Consider the following 18,872-nt stretch of genomic DNA (forward strand, 5'->3'; position numbering starts at 1 on the left):
AATAATCATTCAAAATTTATTTGATTAATACAGATTTGTATTTTTCAAGGTTTTTTAATGCAATTCCGGTACCTCTTACAACTGCACGTAAAGGATCTTCGGCAACATAAACAGGTAAATCAGTTTTTCTAGATAAACGTTTATCTAAACCTCTTAACATTGAGCCACCACCAGCTAAATAAATACCAGTATTATATATATCGGCAGCTAATTCAGGTGGGGTTTTTGATAAGGTTTCCATAACTGCATCTTCAATACGTAAAATAGATTTATCTAGGGCTTTTGCAATTTCTCGATACGATACTTGTACTTGTTTAGGTTTACCGCTTAGTAAATCTCGTCCTTGTACCATCATATCTTCTGGAGGATTTTCTAGATCTTCCGTAGCAGAACCTATTTGTATTTTTATTTTTTCGGCAGTTGTATCACCAACATACAAGTTATGTTGGGTGCGCATATAGTACATAATATCGCTTGTAAATAAATCACCAGCAACTTTTACTGATTGGTCACAAACAATACCAGCTAATGCAATTACTGCAATTTCAGTAGTACCACCACCTATATCAATAATCATGTTACCCTTAGGTTCCATAATATCAACACCAACACCAATTGCGGCTGCCATAGGTTCATAAATTAAATAAATCTCTTTCGCATTCATATGGCGACCAGAGTCGATAACTGCTCGTTTTTCTACTTCAGTAATGCCAGAAGGAATACAGATAACCATTCGTAATGAAGGAGGGAAAAGTTTCTTTTTTATGGCCGGAATTTGCTTAACAAACTCTTTAATCATCTCTTCAGATGCTTGGAAATCAGCAATAACACCATCTTTTAACGGACGGATAGTTTTAATGTTTTCATGCGTTTTTCCTTGCATTCTGTTAGCTTCATGACCGGTAGCAATAATTTTGCCAGTCAGTCTGTTACGTGCTACAATAGAGGGATTGTCGATGACAACTTTACCATTGTGGATTATAAGTGTATTGGCAGTACCTAAATCGACTGCAATATCTTCCGTCATAAAATCGAAAAATCCCATATAAAGTACGTTGTTTTACTTGTTTTTAATGTATTCTCACAAATCTAATAAAAATCTGTGGGTATTTTACATTGATTTTAATTAATGTTTAAAATGTCTGGTTCCTGTAAAAACCATTGAAACATTGTTGTTATTACAGTAATCTATACTTAGTTGATCTTTAATTGATCCACCAGGTTGAATTACGCTTTGTATACCTGCGTTATTTGCAATTTCTACACAATCAGGAAAAGGGAAAAATGCATCACTAGCCATCACCGCTCCTTTTAAATCAAAATTAAAACTATTGGCTTTTTCAATGGCTTGTTTTAAAGCGTCAACTCTACTTGTTTGCCCAGTTCCACCAGCTAATAATTGTTTGTTTTTTACTAAAATAATTGTATTCGATTTTGTGTTTTTACATAATTTAGAGGCAAATAACAAATCATTTAACTCACTTTCTGATGGTTTAGTATTTGTAGGGTACGATAAATCACTTAATTTATCTGTAATAAAATCTTTATCTTGAATTAAAACACCATTTAAAGCAGTTCTTACAGTTTGTTTTGGTAATTCAATTTCTTTTTGAATTAATAAAACCCTATTTTTCTTACCTTTTAAAACGCTTAAAGCATCATCGTCATATGAAGGGGCGATTACAACTTCACAAAATAATTTATGAATTTCTTCAGCAGTAGCTTTATCTATCTTTGTGTTTGAAATTAAAATACCACCAAAAGCAGAAACAGGATCACCAGCTAAAGCATCTGTATAGGCTTGGTAAATGGTTTCTCTTTGCGCAAAACCACATGCGTTATTGTGTTTTAAAATTGCAAATGTTGGTGCTTCTCCTGTAAATTCATTCATCAAGTTTACAGCAGCATCTACGTCTAAAAGATTATTGTAACTTAATTCTTTTCCGTGTAGCTTATTAAACATTGCTTCTAAATCTCCAAAGAAATATCCTTTTTGATGTGGGTTTTCCCCATATCTTAAGGTTTTAGAAATCGATTCACTTGCTTTATAAACAACTTCGTCTTCATTAAAATAATTAAAAATAGCGGTGTCGTAATGAGAAGAAATATTAAAAGCTTTTGCAGCTAATTTTTTTCTATCGTTTATTGATGTGGTTCCGTTATTTGCGCTAATAAGCGTTAGGAAATCTGCATATTGATCCATAGAAGAAACCAGTACAGTGTCTTTAAAGTTTTTTGCCGCAGCTCGAATTAATGAAATTCCTCCAATATCAATTTTTTCAATAATATCTTGTTCAGGAGCACCAGATGCGACTGTTTTTTCAAAAGGGTATAAATCTACTATTACTAAATCTAGTTGCGGAATGTTATATTCTTTCATTTCAGCAACATCGCCATCATGATCTTGACGGTTTAAAATACCTCCAAATACTTTAGGGTGTAATGTTTTTACACGTCCTCCTAAAATTGATGGGTAAGAAGTTACATCTTCTACCGGAACTACATCGATACCTAATTCTTTAATAAATGTTTCAGTACCTCCAGTTGAGTATATTGTAACACCTAATTCGTTTAATTTTTTTACAATTGGCTCCAATCCATCTTTGTGAAATACGGATATTAGTGCTGATTTAATAGTTTTTGTACTGCTCATTATTGTTGTGTTGTTAAGCTAGCAAAGCTACTAAAACAGTAAAGTTTACACAATAGTTATTTTAGGTTATTGCTAAATAAAAACACCATCAAAATTTTTAAAAATTTGATGGTGTTTTTTACATTAAAAAAAGAAAAATATTATTCAGCGTTTTCTAAAAAATCGCGAAACCATAAAGTAAATTTTTCTAATAATGATTGTTGAGATTTTGTACGAGCATTAGTGTTGCCTAATGCAGCGTAAGAAGGATATTCTTTAGTACTCATAATTTAGGGGATTATGTGGGGTTATTTAAGAATACGAAAATATATATAATAATCTTAATAGTCAAGTGTTTATAGGGTAATTATATAAAAAGAGCGACTTTTTTACAAACATGTTCTAATAATTCTTCATCATTTTCCGTAAATGGATTAACTGTATGGGAGTCAATGTCTATTTGCCCAACATTTTCTTTATTAACAAAAATAGGAATTACAATTTCTGATTTAACCTTCCATCCACAAGAAATATAATTATCTTGCTCTTGCACATCTTGTACTACAAAGTTTTCATTACTAACAGCAACTTGACCACAAATACCTTTTCCGAAAGGAATAATTGTGTGATCTGTAGGCTCTCCATTAAATTGCGCTAATTTTAATTCATCTTTATCTCCGTTTTTAAAATAAAACCCTACCCAGTCGTAATATGAAATTTCAGCTGCTAAGTAATCACAAATTTGTTGCAATTTATTTTCTTTAGTAATATTACTTTCTGATATTTTATTTATGTTTTTTTTTAATTCTAGTAAGTTCATTGTTAATGAGTTTTATATACTTAATCGTAAATTGAATTAAGAACTTGCAAAAATAGATTTAACAATTGTTTTAAAAAACAATTTTTTATTTTTTTGTACCTTTGTAGTCAATGAAACAAGTATTTACTAAAATATCAACCGTATTATTGGCGCTATTAGTGTTGTTTTCTACGTTCTCTTTTACGATAGAAAAGCATTTTTGTGGTGATTTTTTGGTAGATATTTCTTATGTAGGTGAAGCAAACTCTTGTAATAAAGGTCAAAAAGACGATTGTGCAACTACAACTAAGAAAAAAAAATGTTGTAAAGATGAGATTCATCAAATTAATGGACAAGATGATATTCAGAAATCTTCTTCAGAAAAAATAAGTTTCAATCAAGCTAAATTCATTTTAGCTTTTTGTGCTTCATTTAAATTATTGTTTCAAACTTTAGATAAACAATCTTTAACTCACCAATATTATTCTCCGCCTAATTTAGTTTTTGATATTCAGGTTCTTCACGAAGTATTTATCATTTGATTTTACAATTCTATTAAATAACAAGAATTGTAAAACTTAATATGATATAAAAATAATGAAAATACATATAATCGGTATGTTTATACTGATGTCTACTATCTCTTTTTCTCAAGAAAAATTTAAAGGGATGATTATGGACAAAAACGGATCTAAAGACAATTTAGGAATCTATGGAGCAAGTGTTTACTGGTTAAACACAAACATAGGAACAACTACAAACGAAAAAGGATGGTTTACCATACCCTATAAATCAGAATATAAAAAACTAGTAGTTAGTTTTGTTGGTTTTAAAACAGATACTATTACAATAAATAATTTAAAACCAATACATCATTTTTTAAAAGAAAGTAATACTTTAAAAGAAGTAACCATAAAAGCTAAAAAAAGCGCCACTCAAAAATCGTACTTAGAGGCACAAAATGTAATGATGATTAATAGTGAAGAACTTTTAAAAGCAGCCTGTTGTAATTTAGCTGAAAGTTTTGAAACAAATCCATCAATAGATGTTAATTTTTCTGATGCTTTAACAGGTACTAAGCAAATACAAATGTTAGGCTTAACTAGTCCTTACTTGTTAATTACGCAAGAAAATATTCCATCTATACGAGGAGCTTCTCAGGTATTTGGGCTTTCATTTACTCCTGGTACTTGGGTAGAAAGTATTCAGATAACCAAAGGGGCAGGTAGTGTTGTAAATGGGTACGAAAGTATTTCGGGTCAAATAAATGCAGAGTTGGTAAAACCGTATACAAATCATCGTTTTTTTGCAAATGTATATGGCTCAGCAGGAGGTAGGTTAGAGCTGAATACTCATTTGAATAAAAAAATAAGCAAGAAATGGCAAACAGGTTTGTATGTTCATGGAAATTATAGAGGAGAAAAATTTGATAAAAACAATGATGGTTTTTTAGATAATCCGCTTGCGGAACAAATAAATATAATGAACCGTTGGCAATATGTTGATGCTGAAAAAGGTTGGGTAAGTTTTATCAATTTTAGATATTTAGATGATCAAAAACAAGTAGGGCAAATTAATTTTAATCCAGATATAGATAAAGGGTCAACTACTGTTTGGGGTAGTGAAATAAATACATCTCGATTTGATGCCTCAGCAAAAATAGGTTATGTTTTTCCTGATTTGCCTTTTCAAAGTATGGGTTTACAAGCAGCTTATAGTGATCATAAGCAAGAATCATACTTTGGCTTAAGGGATTATAATATTAAGCATCAAAGTTTTTTTAGTAGTTTTACTTTTAATTCAATTATTGGTGATACCAGAAATAAATTTAAAACAGGGCTTAGCTTTACTTACGATAAATATGATGAATTTGTAAAAATTAATACAATTAATAATTACGATCGCAAAGAGAATTCAGTAGGAGCATTTTTTGAATATGCCTATGATAATTCTGATAATATAAGTGTAACAGCAGGTTTAAGAGTTGATACACATAATTTATTAGGAACATTTATTACACCTCGTTTACATATTAGATATGTGCCTTGGGAAAAAGGGGTGTTTAGAGCATCAATAGGAAGAGGAAAACGTAGTGCGAATATTTTTGCAGAAAATCAACAATTTTTTGCATCATCAAGGCAAATTAATATTGATAAAGCTGGGGGTAATATATATGGATTAGATCCTGAAACAGCTTGGAATTATGGAGTTTCATTTTTGCAAGGTTATAAGTTGTTTGGAAAGAAAGGTGATATAACTTTTGACTTTTACAGAACAGATTTCGAAAATCAGGTGGTTGTAGACTGGGAAAATCCGCAAGAAATATCATTTTATAATTTAAAAGGAAATAGTGTTGCCAATAGTTTTCAAGTAGAGGTAAATCAAAATATAATACCATATTTTAATACGCGTTTTTCTTATAAGTATTATGATGTTAATACGGATTATAAAACAGGAAACTTAGATAAGGCTTTACAAGCTAAACATCGCTTTTTTGCAAATATATCGTACGAAACTGAAAAAAATGAAAATGATGCGCATTGGAAATTTGATATAACTTATAATTGGGTTGGTAAACAGCGATTACCTAATACACAACTTAACTCAGTTGAATACCAATTACCAGTATATTCAAAAAGTTATAATTTACTAAACACTCAAATAACAAAAGTGTTTTCTAAAAAGTTTGAGATATATGCCGGCGCAGAAAATATAACAAATTATAAACAAAAAAATCCGATACTTGGAAGCGACAATCCTTTTGGTGCAAACTTTGATACCACTATTATATATGCTCCAGTATTTGGAAGTAATTTTTATACAGGTTTAAGATTTAAAATAGATTAAGATGAAAAAAACAGTATTAGTACTAGTAGTTTTGTTGATGAGTGTATCTTTATCAGCACAAAAAAAGAAAAAAAACGCCAAAGTATCTATTGATGTAGACGGTGTTTGTATGATGTGTAAAGGACGTATTGAAAAAGCTGCTTTAAATGGTAAGGGTGTTAAGTATGCGCAATGGAATGTGAAAACGCATGAGCTAAAGTTAATTATTGATGAGCGTAAAACAACCATTAAAACCATTCAGCAGAATGTAGCAAATGTAGGTCATGATACTAAAGCAATAAAAGCAACTAAAGAGGCTTATGATAATTTGCACCCCTGTTGTAAGTATAGGAGTGAAGAAATAAAGGAAGATCATAAAAAAGAAAAATAAGTAAATTAAAAATCCCGAGTTTTAAACTCGGGATTTTTTTTATAACATTTGTAAAGTGTTTACTTCTTGACTGGTTAATTCACGCCATCTACCGCGAGGTAAATTCTTTTTTGTCATACCAGCAAAAACCACACGATCTAGTTTTGTAACTGTATATCCAAAGTTTTCAAATATTTTACGTACAATTCTATTTCTTCCAGAGTGTATTTCAATACCAACTTCGGTTTTACGTTCGCCTTCTACATAAGAAACGGCATCAATAAAAACTTTTCGTCCTTCAATAATTACTTCCCCTCGTAATTTGTCTAAATCAGCTAAGGTTAATTTTTTATCTAATGAGGCATGGTATAGTTTACGTACGTTATGCTTTGGGTGTGTTAATTTTTTAGCTAATTCACCATCGTTTGTAAATAGTAATAATCCAGTGGTATTTCTATCTAATCTTCCAACAGGATAAATACGTTCTTTAGTCGCGTTAGCAATAATTTCCATTACAGTTTTACGTCCACGGTCATCCTCCATGGTTGTAATGTAATTTTTAGGTTTGTTTAATAAAATATAACGTTTTTGTTCTATTGAAATTAAGGTTCCGTCAAAACGAACTTCATCAGTAGGTTGTACTTTGTAACCCATTTGAGTCATTAATTTTCCGTTAACAGAAACACTACCGTGTTCAATATAAGTATCTGCTTCTCTACGAGAACAAATTCCTGAATTTGAGATATATTTATTTAAACGAATACCAGTATCTTCAGTGTTTTTTTGAGTTGTTTTACTAGCTTGTGATTTTTTAAAATCTTTTTTAAACTGTTTTCTGTTGTCAGAAGCGCTAGTTACAAATCTTTTTTTATCAGAAGAATTGTTGCTTCTATCAGTTTTAAAAGATTTTTTTTCTTGAGGATTGCTGTTTCTGTCAGCTTGTCGTCCTCTCGACGATTTTTTTGAGTTCATAATTTTGTTTTAAAAAGGGTGCAAATGTACAGTAAATATTTGAGTGTTAATCTAAAACATGTACGACTTTGTCTAAAATTAATGATTTATCAATAAAAAGCAAACTAAAAACTCCTATTAATAATAATATCTTTAAAACGTTATGTAATAGGCGGTATTGATTTGTTTTTGTTGCTTTCCAAGTGTAAAAACCAATAAAGAATAATACAATAGCAGTTAAATAAAAATAATATTTCATATACTCAATTGCTGGGTAATTGAATAATATTCCGACAGGAATCAGCGTAAAAATCATTAATAAAATGATTAATTTTTTAGTGATTTCTTCACCGTATTTTACAGGGAAAGTACTATAATTATTTATGATTGCCCCTTTTATGTTTTCTAGTTTTTTTATTAATTCACGAATCATTATAATTAAAAAAAGAAAAATAGCGTGTACAAAAATTACTTCAGAGAAATTTTTATAATGTACAAAAACTACAAAAAAAGGTAGTATTGTTAAGATTGTAGCACTAATTAACCCTATAAGAGGATATTTTTTAAGTTTATGAGAGTAAAACCATATACCAAAAATATAGATGGCAAAGAAAAAAGCAGCTCTTAAAGAAACTAGCCAGCCAAAACCAAATCCAATAAAGTTTAATAAGAAGTAAAGTGATAATTTTGTTTCTTGTTTAATGTAAGCATCAACTCCAGTTTTTATAGGACGGTTTATTTTATCTGACTTTTCATCATAAAAGTTGTTAATGATATATCCGGCAGCAACCGTGGTAACTGTAGCAATTACTAAGTATAGTAAATGCCAATCAAAAAGCACAGGTTTTACCGATTTTTGTTCAGAAAAAATAAAAATAGCAGCCAAATATTGGGCTGCTATTAATACTAATATATTATATCCTCTAATAACTGATAAGAGGCTAAATATTTTTTTAATTAATGTATTTAATTTTAATGCACTACTCATTAAATTGCATTTTAAAATCGATACACTAGTTCTAATTTATAATCTTTTAAACTTGTTTTGGCTTTTTCATAATCTTCAGTAAAACCTAAAATATAACCTCCACCTCCAGAGCCACAAAGTTTTAAGTAGTATTCATTTGTTTGGATTCCTTTTTCCCAAATCTTGTGAAAAGCACTCGGAATCATTGGTTTGAAGTTGGTTAAAACAACTTTCGATAATTTTTTTACATTACCAAATAATGATTTTATATCGCCGTGTAAAAAATTATCGATACAAGCATTGGTGTGTAAAGAAAATTCTTCGCTTATCATTTTACGGAATCCTTCATTCTTCATCTTATTCATAAAGATGTTTACCATTGGTTCTGTTTCTCCAATTTGTTCAGAATCTAATAAAAATACAGCACCTTTTCCTTCTTTTTGAGATGGAATACCTGCTGGTTCTATATGTTCTTTTGAATTGATTAAAATAGGTAAACTTAGATAAGAGTTTAAAGGATCTAACCCAGAACTTTTACCGTGAAAAAAAGATTCCATCAAAGAAAAAATCTGTTTTAAAACTAATAACTTATCACGGGTTAAGTTTTCTAAAACGGTAATTTTGTTTGTTGCATATTTGTCGTAAATAGAAGCAACTAAAGCTCCTGAACTTCCTACTCCATATCCTTGCGGAATAGACGAGTCAAAGTACATACCATTGTCAATATCATTTTTAAAAGAAATTAAATCAAAAGAAACTAAATCAGAGTTTAAATCGTTTAAGTAATTGTAAAAACGTGTTAAATTATGGTTTGACTTTTCGGCTTCACCGGTTAAATTTGTTGCTGATTTTAAAACACCCTTGTAAGAATTAAAGGGAATAGCAAGACCTTTGGAGTCTTTTATAATTCCGTATTCTCCAAAAAGTAATATTTTAGCATAAAATAAAGGTCCTTTCATAGTTGATTTAATTACTTAGCAAAAGTACAAGTAAAAGCGTTAGTTTACAAACTAGTATACGTTTTTGTAAAAAGTTTTCCAAACGCCTACTTTTTCGTTATTACGATATTTTCCTTTGGTTTCTATTTTTCCGTTTTTATAAAAAGTTTTCCAAACGCCATTTCTTTGCCCGTCGGTATATTTTCCTTGTTCTTTAAGTTCTCCTGTTTCGTAAAATACCTTACGAACACCATCAAGTTTTCCGTTTACATAGTTGGCTTTGTGAAAAATGTTTCCGCTTGCATGATAATACATCACTAAACCATCAAAAACTTCTTGATTTGGAGTTTTTTTAGTGCTAAAACCTTCCATTTGAACTTTACCATTTTTGTGGTAATCAACTAACCAAAAGCCATTTTTAATTTTTTTTGGTGCAGGTCGGTAATATTCATGGTTTTCTTTAGTAGTTTCTTGCCAATTGGTATCAAACCAAATTGTTTCTTGTGCATTTATTGCTGCAGAAAAAAAACAAATAAATACAGTAATTATTAATGCTGAAGTTTTCATACGGCAGAGAATTTAAGTTAAAGAGCCTTTGCTCCAAAGCCCACATTATCACAAATATACTGATTTTTTTGGCAGTAATTGGCTAATGTGTTTTTAATAAAGTTTTCAATATCAGTTTTTTCGATGTTTGGATATAAAACATGTACATTGGCACCAGCGTCTAATGTAAAACAAATATTACTGTCATTTTGTTCTCTGTATTCCCAAATTTTATTAATAACTTCTAAAGTGTTTGGCTTCATTAATATAAAATATGGATTACTTGTAAGCATCATAGCATGCAAGGTTAAAGCTTCACTTTCTACTAAGTTGATAAATTCTTTAATATTTCCGTTTTGAAGAATTTCTGACAATTTGGTTAAATTATCATTGGCTTGCTTAAAGCGCTGTTGAGCATACGGATGATTGTGCATTAAGTTATGCCCTACGGTTGATGAAACTTGCTTTTCTCCTTTATCAACCAATAAAATAGTGTCGCAATAGTTTTCAAAAACTGGATGTACTTTGTATGGATATTTTACACCAAATAAATCTGAACTTCCTTCTATTTCAGGATGTGTTCCCCAAACAACTAAAGGGCCTTCAATACTTCTACTAGCACTACCAGAGCCTAAACGTGCTAAAAAAGAAGCTTTTTTATTAATATAAGTATCAGTTAAATTAGGGTTTAGTTCTTTTTCTAAACTTAATAGACACATTGCTATCGCACTCATACCACTTGCTGAAGAAGCAATTCCACTACTGTGTGGGAAAGAATTTTCAGACGAAATCACCATTCTATAATCTAAAATATATGGGCAATAGACTGCTATTCGCTCAAAGAATTTTGCAATTTTTGGTTTAAAATCATCCTTCTTTTTTCCTTCAAAAAATAATTCAAAATCAACAACAGTATTGTTTTCTTTTTTTTCGAAATCAATTGCTGTGTTAGTATGACAATTATTAAGCGTAAAACTTATAGAGGCATTTTTTGGTATTTGGGGATCACTTTTTCCCCAATATTTTACCAAAGCAATATTACTTGGTGTTTGCCAAGAAGTTGATAAGTTTTTTACTGTTTTTTCTTCTGAAGAAAATATAAATTCTGATGTATTCAACGTGTAAAATTTTGCTGTAAAGATAAAATTTACCCTACACTTGTGCTAATTTTTGCAAAACGGATTCTTTATAGCTTCTGCTTATTGGTATTGCTTTTCTCTCAATTTCAATAAATTCGTTTGTATAAGAACTTATTTTTTGAATAGAAATAATATAAGATCGATGAATTCGTAAAAATTGATTAATTGGTAGTTTAGATAATAAATTACTCATAGTTTCTCGAGTAACAATAGTTGTGTTATCAGTAAAAATTTTTAAATAATCGCCTAAACTTTCTGCGTATAAGATATTGTTTAGGTTTATTTTTATCATTTTTCTGTCAGCTCTAACAAAAATAAAATCTTTTTCTAACTCTTTGTTTAGCGAAGCGTTTACAGTAATATTTTGTTGAAGCACTTTTTGCGTAGCCTGTAAAAAACGATCAAAAGCAATTGGTTTTAATAAATAATCTACCACGTTTAAATTAAAACCGTCAACAGCATAATCTCTATAAGCGGTGGTAAAAATAATTTTTGATTTTTTATTGATGATTTTAGCCAAACTCAAGCCATTTATTTCGGGCATATTAATGTCTAAAAAAAACAAATCAACTTCGTTAGTTTGTGTAAAAATAATTGCTTCAGAGGCATTTTTACAGGTTTTTATTAGGTGTAAGTTTGGTGTTTTTTTTATATAAGTTGCTATAATTTCTCTAGCCATAGGTTCATCATCAACAATAACACAACGGAGTATATTAGCCATTTTTTAAGGAAATTTTTAATTGAACATTAAATAAATTTTCATTTCGGGCAATGTTTAGTTGGTGTTTATTATTGTACAACATATTTAATCTTTTTCTAATATTATCTAATCCAATCCCCTTTTTTAAGGTTGAGTTATTTTTTGTTGAATTATTAATCTCAAAAAACAAGAAATCATTCGTGGTTTTTAGATAGATGTTGATTTTTAAAACATCGTTAATTTGTGAACCATGCTTAAAGGCATTTTCTACAAAAGGTAATAATAACATCGGTGCAATTTGGATGTTTTTTAAATCGGTTTCTTTGATGAAGTTGATACTTAAACTTTCCTGAAAGCGCATCTTTTCTAGCGAAATGTAGTTTTCAATATGACTAATTTCATCTTCTAAAAAAACCAAAGGTTTGTCTACTTGATACAAAATATAATCTAATAAGTTTGATAGTTTTAAAATCATTTCAGGAGCATCATCTGCTTTTTTTAAAGCAAAACCATACAAGGTGTTTAAAGTATTGAATAAAAAATGCGGGTGAATTTGCATTTTTAAGAACTTCAATTCTTGTTCTTTTAATTGTAGTTGCGTTGCCAAGAATTTGTTTTCAATATCTTTTTTATCTTCTGTAGATTTGTGATTGTGTTTTAATATTTTGAAGCTCGTAAACAATACTATTGTTAAAATAACACAAACAAATATTACATAGCTGTTTTTTGTTAAATCGGGCATTTGTTTATATTCTAGATTGAAAAAGAACATAAATCCAAAAAGCACAGTTACTAAAACACTAAAAAGTATAAAAATTATTAGATAGCTTACGTAAAGAGAGAATTTCCAATATTTTTCTAATATTAAAAACTCTGGAATTAATTTATAACCTATAACATATGAGCCACTTATTGCGATTGCAGAGAGTGTTATTGAAAAGTAAAGTAAAAAATTAATATTTGCGGAGCCAATACTAAAAAAAGAATAAAAGAAAAAATATACAATAAGCCAAAAAAATAGGTGCAATATCGTTTTTTTTAAAAGACACTGAATTTTTTTTTTCATTTTACAAATGAACATTTTTTTTACTAATAAAAAAATAATATGCGATTAATTGCATCTTTAGTGAGTTGTTTTACATAATTTAGTGTTTAAGCGCTATTCTTGTTATCTATGTACTTAAATTGTCGATCTATCTATTTAAATAAAAAGAATTATAAGTTGAATATACTTTTACCATAAAATAACTTAAAATATAATATTATGAGATTTATTACAGATGGCGCTTTAGAATTTAGAATACCATTGTTAATTTTACTAATACTGGTAGTGTTTTTTATTTTTAAAGGAATTAAAAACAACACAGATAAAAACTCAAACTTAATAAAAGAGATTAGTTTGTTTGCTTTGTTTTTTGGAGTTTTATGTTTTGTTATTGGTTGGATAGAAGCACTTGGGGTTATGGAAAGAGCAAATGAAATAGCTCCACAAGTTTTGGCTGGAGGTATGAAGTATAGTTTATTAGAGCCAACTTTTGGTATGGTAATTTTTTTAATAGGAAGATTAGGACTTATAGGTTTAGCAATTAAGAAAAAGTAAATAGCAAAATTCTTAAAATCAGTTAGTTTATTTAAATGCTCATTTCAATCATAGAAATGAGTATTTTTGTTTTTATAAAACACATAAATTGTGGATAGAAAAATAAAACTAATATGGGATTTTAAAGGCCCTGACGGATTAGCAACCGCAAAGCATCATTGTATTCATTTAAAGGAATTTGCACAAATTGATCAGTTAACATATCACGAAGTAAATCATAAAGAATTAAACCCAATGCATACCATTGCTTTTATTATTGTTGATGAAAGTAATATGAAAACTTTTAGAGACGCTTTAAAACCACATAGAGGAGAACTCGCTTAATTAAACTAAAAAAATAAAATTATGTTTTTAATAAATGCTTTAGCAAAACCAAAAAAATCATCTGAACATTACGACGAGGTTTTAGGAGCTTATGTAAGTTTATATATCGATTATAAAGATATTGAAGGCGCACTTAGACTTGCCAAATATTACATAAAATCTGAAGGATGGAAAGTAACTGAAATAGAAGAAGAGTATTTTACACTTGATTCTGTAACTGATGTTGATGAAGATCAAAAAGAATTATACAATGAAGCCATTGAATATGGATATACCATTGTTTTTAACTGTTATGAAGAAGAATAACAGCTAAAAAAGTTAATAAAATAGCCTATCTTTCAGTAAAATTATTTTATGAAAAATAGGCTTCTTTTTTTTACGGTGTTTTTAATGTGCGTTTCAATACAAGCACAGCATAAACTTTCTACCTATACCGCACATAAATCGATTACCGAAGCGATTCGGATAAATACCGAAGTAATTGCAGGGCGTACTTCTTTTTTTGAAAAACAAGCTGCTCAAAAACCATTAATGTTTCAAAAAACTAAAATTATAGTGGCTGAGTTTAATCGTTTGTCAAATAATGTATCAAAATATATTGAAGAAATTCAGAGTAAGGTAAATACCGAACAGGTTTTGTATGATATGCTAACCAATGGTTTTTATAAAAACATTCTTTTTCAAAGTAATAATGAGTTAACTTTTAAAGGTGATCAATTAAAAATTAAAATAGATAGTTTGTATAATTACTCAATAAAAATGAATGTACATAAACTATCTCAAATAAGTAATTTTGCAGATTCACATTTTAAAACAAGCAATGTTTTTTATGATTTCGATGAAAATGAATTAAATTATTTTCAACACCTATTTTATGATAAGTCTAATTACGGAATTATGATGGCCATGAACTGCTTGATTTTAGATGTAAAGACATTTCAATTATTATACTATGGAACCGTAATGAGTTACTAAATAATTACTTGCTAAAATAAAATAGCTTTGTGGCTCATATTCAGATAATTTAACTAATTTCGCGGGCTAAATTATTTCATACAAATGAAACGTATTAAAGAATATAAGAAGCTTTTTAATGTAGAAGGAGCTATCGATTTAAAAGAGCTTAAAAAAACATATCGCGGATTGGTAAAAGAATGGCATCCAGATAAGTTTTTGGAGGAAGATAAAAAGTTAGAAGCCGAAGAGGTAAGTACTAAAATTATTGATGGTTATCATTTTTTAGTAAGTATAGCGCCAAAAACAAAAGAAGACAATTTAGAGGCTTATAATACCACAATTACCGAGTTTAAAGTTGCCGATTATCAGCATAAAAGTATGTTGTTGGAGGTAACTTTTACTGATGGTAATACTTATGAGTATTTTGGAGTAACAAAAAAAATATTTCTTAAGTTTATTAATGCCAAATCTATTAATAACTATGGTAAAAGAAATATTTTTAATTCTTATACTTATAGAAAGTCGATGAAAGCATCTGCTACGGTTTAAACTAAAATCGGATAACATAAAAAAAGACCTTTTACTAAATACAGTAAAAGGTCTTTTTTTATTAATAAATTTATTCAGCAATACTTTTTGCACAAATAAATCCGCCTGTCCAAGCATTTTGAAAGTTAAATCCGCCAGTTACGGCATCAATATTTAAAACTTCACCTACAAAAAAGAGGTTTTTATGTTTTTTGCTTTCAAAACGTTTAAAGTTTATTTCTTTTAAATCTACACCACCAGCGGTAACAAATTCATCTTTAAAAGTGGTTCGTCCGTTAGCATTAAATAAACCTTTGGTCAATTGAGTTGCTAAATTATTTAAATGTTTATTACTTAAATCGCCCCAATTTTGATTAGTTTTAATTTCTGCAGCGGCAACAAAACGTTCCCATAAACGACGAGGAATATCAGTAAAAGGCGATTTTAAATGAACTTGTTTTTTTGGTTGTGATTTTTTTAACTGCAATAATTCTTCTAAAACCAAATCAAAATCTTGCCCTAGCCAATTTACTATAACATTGTATTGGTAATTTTTGTCAGCTAATATTCTTGCGCCAAAGGCAGATAGTTTTAAAATAGCTGGGCCACTTAATCCCCAATGTGTAATTAATAACGGACCAGAATTTTCAAAATTTGTTCCTGCTAATTTTACTTCGGTATTTGGTACAGCAATACCGCCTAGATCTATAATTCGTTTATCTTTTATATTAAATGTAAATAAAGAAGGTACGGGTTCAATAATTGTATGATTAAGTGTTTTACATAAATCCCATACTTTTTTAGAACTTCCAGCAGCAACGACTACAAAATCAGCCGTAAATTCCTGGTTTTTTGTTTTTACAAGCCATTTTTCTTCTTGTTGTTCGATAGAATTTACACCATGATTTTTTAAAACTGTAATACCTAAACTATCAACATTTTTTTGAAAACAATCAATAATTGCTTGCGATGTATTTGCTTCAGGAAATACACGATTGTCACTTTCAATTTTTAAAGGAATTCCTCTGTCGTCAAACCACTCAAAAGTATCACCAGTCATAAACTGATGAAAAGGCCCTAAAAGTTCTTTTTCTCCTCTAGGATAAAATTTTACGAGTTCTTTAGGTTCAAAACAAGCGTGTGTAACATTGCAACGTCCACCACCTGAAATTTTAACTTTCTGTAAAACTTCTTTTCCTTTTTCAAGAATCGTAATATCTAAATCAGGATTATTTTCTTTTGCATTTATTGCTGTAAAATATCCTGCTGCACCACCACCAATTATAATTACTTTCTTCATTTTGTATTTTGTTAGTTCGAGTAATTTTGATTTTTAGTCAAAATTGTATCAAGAACTTTTTATAAAACCATTTCTTTATAAGGTACAATTGTATCGTACCCTTTCTGTTTAAAATAAGATAAGGTGTTGTCATTTCCTGTAGCCAGAACGAAATCGCCACCCCATGCGCCTAAACTTTTTATTTCACCAAAATAATCAGGAAATAACCGTTTTTTTACAGGTGTTTGTTTAATAATTGAACTAATTAATTGTTCGTGCTCAAATATTATTTTGTTTAAATTTAAAGAAGCGTTGGCTTTTAAAAACTCTTGCGTAAGCTTATTTATTTCAGGAATTAAATTTTCAGCAACCTCTCGATGTTGTTTATAATGTGCAATTCCCTCTCTGCTATTTTGTTTCTGATTTAAGTATACAAAAAACAATTCGTCTTTAAAATTCGGGTTGAATTTTACCTCGCTAACAATAGGTTTCAACTCGAGCGTAGTCGAGAGGTTCTTTTTTAGTTGATATAAAATAGGCGATTTGTTACTAGCGCAAGCAATGTCGTAGCCACTACCAGAAAAAGCATTCCATAACAACTTAAACGGATTTATATTAGCCCAAGTAGCAATGTTGTTAATTAAAGTTGATGAACTTCCGAGTCCCCAATTTTGAGGGAATGTTAAATTGGTTTTTACGATAAATCCGTTTTCAGAATTTAAAAAATTAGAATTTAACTTTTTTGCTTCTTGTAAAATATCGGATAATGTTTCTGCTATAAATTCGGCACTACCTTCTTTATCAGAATTAAAAGTGGCTGAGGTTAATCGTAAGTTAGGTAAATCAAAAGTGGCTTCAAACCAGCATTCGCCAGTATTGGTAAAACTACCCCAAATAATTTGAGGTTCTTTAATTGGTTGAATAGTTAAATCTTGCCCAAATTTTGTAGGAACCGCCAAAGAAGTTGCTCCATCAAGAACTACATATTCGCCTGTCAATAATAATTTTCCGTTACTGTAAAATCTATCCAAAATTATTTTCTTAATTCGTTAAATTTTGCAACCACAGCACTATGCGAAACTGTTTTGTTTTCAAAATAAGCGGTAATAATTTCTTTTTCTGAAGGTGTAGCTTCTAACTGATTTAAAATATTTTGCAAGTGCATTTTCATGTGTCCATGTTGAATTCCTTTAGTTGTTAAAGCTCGTAAAGCAGCAAAATTTTGAGCCAATCCTGCGGTAGCAATAATTTCCATTAGTTTTCTTGCAGACGGTTTTTGCATCATGTTTAACGATAATTTTGCCATGGGGTGTAAAGCAGTTAGTCCACCAACAGTACCAAGAGCTAAAGGGATTTCAATCCAAAAACGAAATATATCATTTTTAACTTCACAATGCGTTAAGCTTTTGTACTGTCCGTCTTTACTAGCATAAGCATGTGCACCAGCTTCAATAGCTCTAAAATCGTTACCAGTAGCTAAAACAACGGCATCAATACCGTTCATAATTCCTTTGTTATGAGTTACGGCTCGGTATGGTTCTATTTCTGCTATTTTAACAGCTTGATGAAATTTTTGTGCAAATTTTTGAGGGTTTTCACCACCAAGTTCTTCTACTTTACAGCTTACCTCGGCTTTTACGATACATTGAGGTACGTAATTAGATAGAATACTCATTACAACTTCAATATCATCTTTTCTAAAAGTTTTCGCGATAGCTTCTAAGCATGAGTTGATAAAATTGGCCCCCATGCTATCTTTGGTTTCAAAAGTAACATGTAACTGATAGTAATTATCAAGTTTATTTGTTTTGTCAACTAATTGAATATCTAAAATACCGCCACCACGTTTTTCCATGTTTTTGGTAATAGAAGCGGTTGCTGCGTATAGTTTTTCTTTTTGTTGTTTAAAATAAGTTGTTAAATCAGCTTTGTTTCCTTGATACATAAAATGCACCTGACCAATTTTGGTAGTTGATATAACTTCGGTTTTAAATCCGCCACGAGTACTCCAGTATTTAGCAACCAAAGAAGCAGCAGCTACGACAGAGCTTTCTTCAACAACCATTGGTATAACGTAGTCGCTACCGTTAATAACAAAGTTAGGCGCAATACCATACGGCATGTAAAAGTTAGATATGGTGTTTTCTATAAAATCGTCGTGTAGCTGTTGTAATTTTTCATCTACATTCCAGTATTTTTTAAGTGTTTGTATAATTTTAGGTTGGTTATTAAAATAAGTTTTAGCCAACCAATCTATTTTTTCTTCTTTGGTAAGTTTAGAAAATCCAGCAACAATTTTAGACATTCATTGATTAA

The 18,872-nt window shown here is 29.7% G+C and carries 22 protein-coding genes; 8 read left to right on the top strand and 14 right to left on the bottom strand.

The window, feature by feature from the left end; genetic code table 11:
* Positions 1 to 16: 16 nt before the first annotated feature.
* The 4 genes from Q4586_RS11645 to Q4586_RS11660 all read right to left on the bottom strand — a co-directional run bounded on the left by Q4586_RS11645 (position 17) and on the right by Q4586_RS11660 (position 3,452).
* A complete protein-coding gene (locus tag Q4586_RS11645) occupies positions 17 to 1,045 on the bottom strand; it encodes a rod shape-determining protein (protein ID WP_303529125.1) in 1,029 nt (342 codons plus the stop codon).
* A gap of 81 nt (positions 1,046 to 1,126) precedes the next feature.
* Complete coding sequence (gene purH / locus Q4586_RS11650; RefSeq protein WP_303529126.1) at positions 1,127 to 2,653, bottom strand: bifunctional phosphoribosylaminoimidazolecarboxamide formyltransferase/IMP cyclohydrolase; 1,527 nt, start codon at positions 2,651 to 2,653, stop codon at positions 1,127 to 1,129.
* A 140-nt stretch (positions 2,654 to 2,793) separates the two neighbouring features.
* Entirely contained in the window at positions 2,794 to 2,919 is a 126-nt protein-coding gene (locus Q4586_RS11655) for a hypothetical protein (RefSeq protein ID WP_262509353.1), read from the bottom strand.
* An 80-nt stretch (positions 2,920 to 2,999) separates the two neighbouring features.
* Entirely contained in the window at positions 3,000 to 3,452 is a 453-nt protein-coding gene (locus Q4586_RS11660) for a GAF domain-containing protein (protein WP_303529128.1), read from the bottom strand.
* Positions 3,453 to 3,562: 110 nt separating this feature from the next.
* Here Q4586_RS11660 and Q4586_RS11665 point away from each other — a divergent pair, with 110 nt between their 5' ends.
* Genes Q4586_RS11665 through Q4586_RS11675 form a run of 3 tightly spaced genes read left to right on the top strand, consistent with a single transcriptional unit; the run spans position 3,563 to position 6,648 of the window.
* Positions 3,563 to 3,973 (top strand): HYC_CC_PP family protein, encoded by a 411-nt coding sequence (locus Q4586_RS11665; RefSeq protein WP_303529129.1) that lies wholly within the window; start codon positions 3,563 to 3,565, stop codon positions 3,971 to 3,973.
* A gap of 55 nt (positions 3,974 to 4,028) precedes the next feature.
* Entirely contained in the window at positions 4,029 to 6,278 is a 2,250-nt protein-coding gene (locus Q4586_RS11670; RefSeq protein WP_303529130.1) for a TonB-dependent receptor, read from the top strand.
* A 1-nt stretch (position 6,279) separates the two neighbouring features.
* Positions 6,280 to 6,648 (top strand): heavy-metal-associated domain-containing protein, encoded by a 369-nt coding sequence (locus tag Q4586_RS11675; RefSeq protein ID WP_068701268.1) that lies wholly within the window; start codon positions 6,280 to 6,282, stop codon positions 6,646 to 6,648.
* A 39-nt stretch (positions 6,649 to 6,687) separates the two neighbouring features.
* On the opposite strand, the gene Q4586_RS11680 is transcribed toward Q4586_RS11675, so the two are convergent.
* From Q4586_RS11680 to Q4586_RS11710, 7 genes are read right to left on the bottom strand one after another with little or no spacing between them, the layout of a single operon-like run.
* Positions 6,688 to 7,599, bottom strand: coding sequence for a pseudouridine synthase (locus Q4586_RS11680; RefSeq protein WP_141677631.1), 912 nt, complete (start codon positions 7,597 to 7,599; stop codon positions 6,688 to 6,690).
* Between the two features lie 46 nt (positions 7,600 to 7,645).
* Positions 7,646 to 8,566: a geranylgeranylglycerol-phosphate geranylgeranyltransferase gene (locus Q4586_RS11685; protein WP_303529135.1), complete on the bottom strand. Its 921-nt coding sequence runs from the start codon at positions 8,564 to 8,566 to the stop codon at positions 7,646 to 7,648.
* Between the two features lie 11 nt (positions 8,567 to 8,577).
* Positions 8,578 to 9,504 (bottom strand): mevalonate kinase family protein, encoded by a 927-nt coding sequence (locus tag Q4586_RS11690; protein WP_303529137.1) that lies wholly within the window; start codon positions 9,502 to 9,504, stop codon positions 8,578 to 8,580.
* A gap of 51 nt (positions 9,505 to 9,555) precedes the next feature.
* Positions 9,556 to 10,050: a toxin-antitoxin system YwqK family antitoxin gene (locus Q4586_RS11695; protein WP_068701259.1), complete on the bottom strand. Its 495-nt coding sequence runs from the start codon at positions 10,048 to 10,050 to the stop codon at positions 9,556 to 9,558.
* A 17-nt stretch (positions 10,051 to 10,067) separates the two neighbouring features.
* Positions 10,068 to 11,147 carry a diphosphomevalonate decarboxylase gene (locus tag Q4586_RS11700; protein WP_068701257.1) on the bottom strand — a complete coding sequence of 360 codons (1,080 nt, stop codon included), beginning with the start codon at positions 11,145 to 11,147 and terminating at the stop codon, positions 10,068 to 10,070.
* Between the two features lie 34 nt (positions 11,148 to 11,181).
* Positions 11,182 to 11,889 (bottom strand): LytR/AlgR family response regulator transcription factor, encoded by a 708-nt coding sequence (locus tag Q4586_RS11705; protein ID WP_068701255.1) that lies wholly within the window; start codon positions 11,887 to 11,889, stop codon positions 11,182 to 11,184.
* Entirely contained in the window at positions 11,882 to 12,610 is a 729-nt protein-coding gene (locus tag Q4586_RS11710; protein ID WP_303529139.1) for a sensor histidine kinase, read from the bottom strand. Before Q4586_RS11710 ends, Q4586_RS11705 begins: the two co-directional genes overlap by 8 nt.
* Before the next feature lie 522 nt (positions 12,611 to 13,132).
* Between Q4586_RS11710 and Q4586_RS11715 the strand changes: the two genes are divergently transcribed.
* The 5 genes from Q4586_RS11715 to Q4586_RS11735 all read left to right on the top strand — a co-directional run bounded on the left by Q4586_RS11715 (position 13,133) and on the right by Q4586_RS11735 (position 15,298).
* Positions 13,133 to 13,468: a hypothetical protein gene (locus Q4586_RS11715; RefSeq protein WP_068701250.1), complete on the top strand. Its 336-nt coding sequence runs from the start codon at positions 13,133 to 13,135 to the stop codon at positions 13,466 to 13,468.
* A gap of 90 nt (positions 13,469 to 13,558) precedes the next feature.
* Positions 13,559 to 13,792, top strand: coding sequence for a hypothetical protein (locus Q4586_RS11720; protein WP_068701247.1), 234 nt, complete (start codon positions 13,559 to 13,561; stop codon positions 13,790 to 13,792).
* A 21-nt stretch (positions 13,793 to 13,813) separates the two neighbouring features.
* Positions 13,814 to 14,098, top strand: coding sequence for a hypothetical protein (locus Q4586_RS11725; protein ID WP_303529141.1), 285 nt, complete (start codon positions 13,814 to 13,816; stop codon positions 14,096 to 14,098).
* 48 nt (positions 14,099 to 14,146) lie between these two features.
* On the top strand, positions 14,147 to 14,767 hold the full coding sequence (locus Q4586_RS11730; RefSeq protein WP_303529143.1) for a hypothetical protein: 621 nt from the start codon (positions 14,147 to 14,149) through the stop codon (positions 14,765 to 14,767).
* An 84-nt stretch (positions 14,768 to 14,851) separates the two neighbouring features.
* A complete protein-coding gene (locus Q4586_RS11735) occupies positions 14,852 to 15,298 on the top strand; it encodes a KTSC domain-containing protein (protein WP_068701241.1) in 447 nt (148 codons plus the stop codon).
* Between the two features lie 70 nt (positions 15,299 to 15,368).
* On the opposite strand, the gene Q4586_RS11740 is transcribed toward Q4586_RS11735, so the two are convergent.
* The 3 genes from Q4586_RS11740 to Q4586_RS11750 are packed head-to-tail and all read right to left on the bottom strand — an operon-like array spanning position 15,369 to position 18,861.
* Positions 15,369 to 16,577, bottom strand: a complete 1,209-nt coding sequence (locus Q4586_RS11740; protein ID WP_303529146.1) for a BaiN/RdsA family NAD(P)/FAD-dependent oxidoreductase — start codon at positions 16,575 to 16,577, stop codon at positions 15,369 to 15,371.
* A gap of 59 nt (positions 16,578 to 16,636) precedes the next feature.
* A complete protein-coding gene (locus tag Q4586_RS11745) occupies positions 16,637 to 17,587 on the bottom strand; it encodes a GYDIA family GHMP kinase (protein ID WP_303529147.1) in 951 nt (316 codons plus the stop codon).
* Positions 17,588 to 17,589: 2 nt separating this feature from the next.
* On the bottom strand, positions 17,590 to 18,861 hold the full coding sequence (locus Q4586_RS11750) for a hydroxymethylglutaryl-CoA reductase, degradative (RefSeq protein ID WP_303529148.1): 1,272 nt from the start codon (positions 18,859 to 18,861) through the stop codon (positions 17,590 to 17,592).
* Positions 18,862 to 18,872 lie beyond the last annotated feature (11 nt).

The organism is Tenacibaculum soleae, from assembly GCF_030549005.1.
GTDB classification, from domain to species: Bacteria; Bacteroidota; Bacteroidia; order Flavobacteriales; family Flavobacteriaceae; genus Polaribacter; species Polaribacter soleae.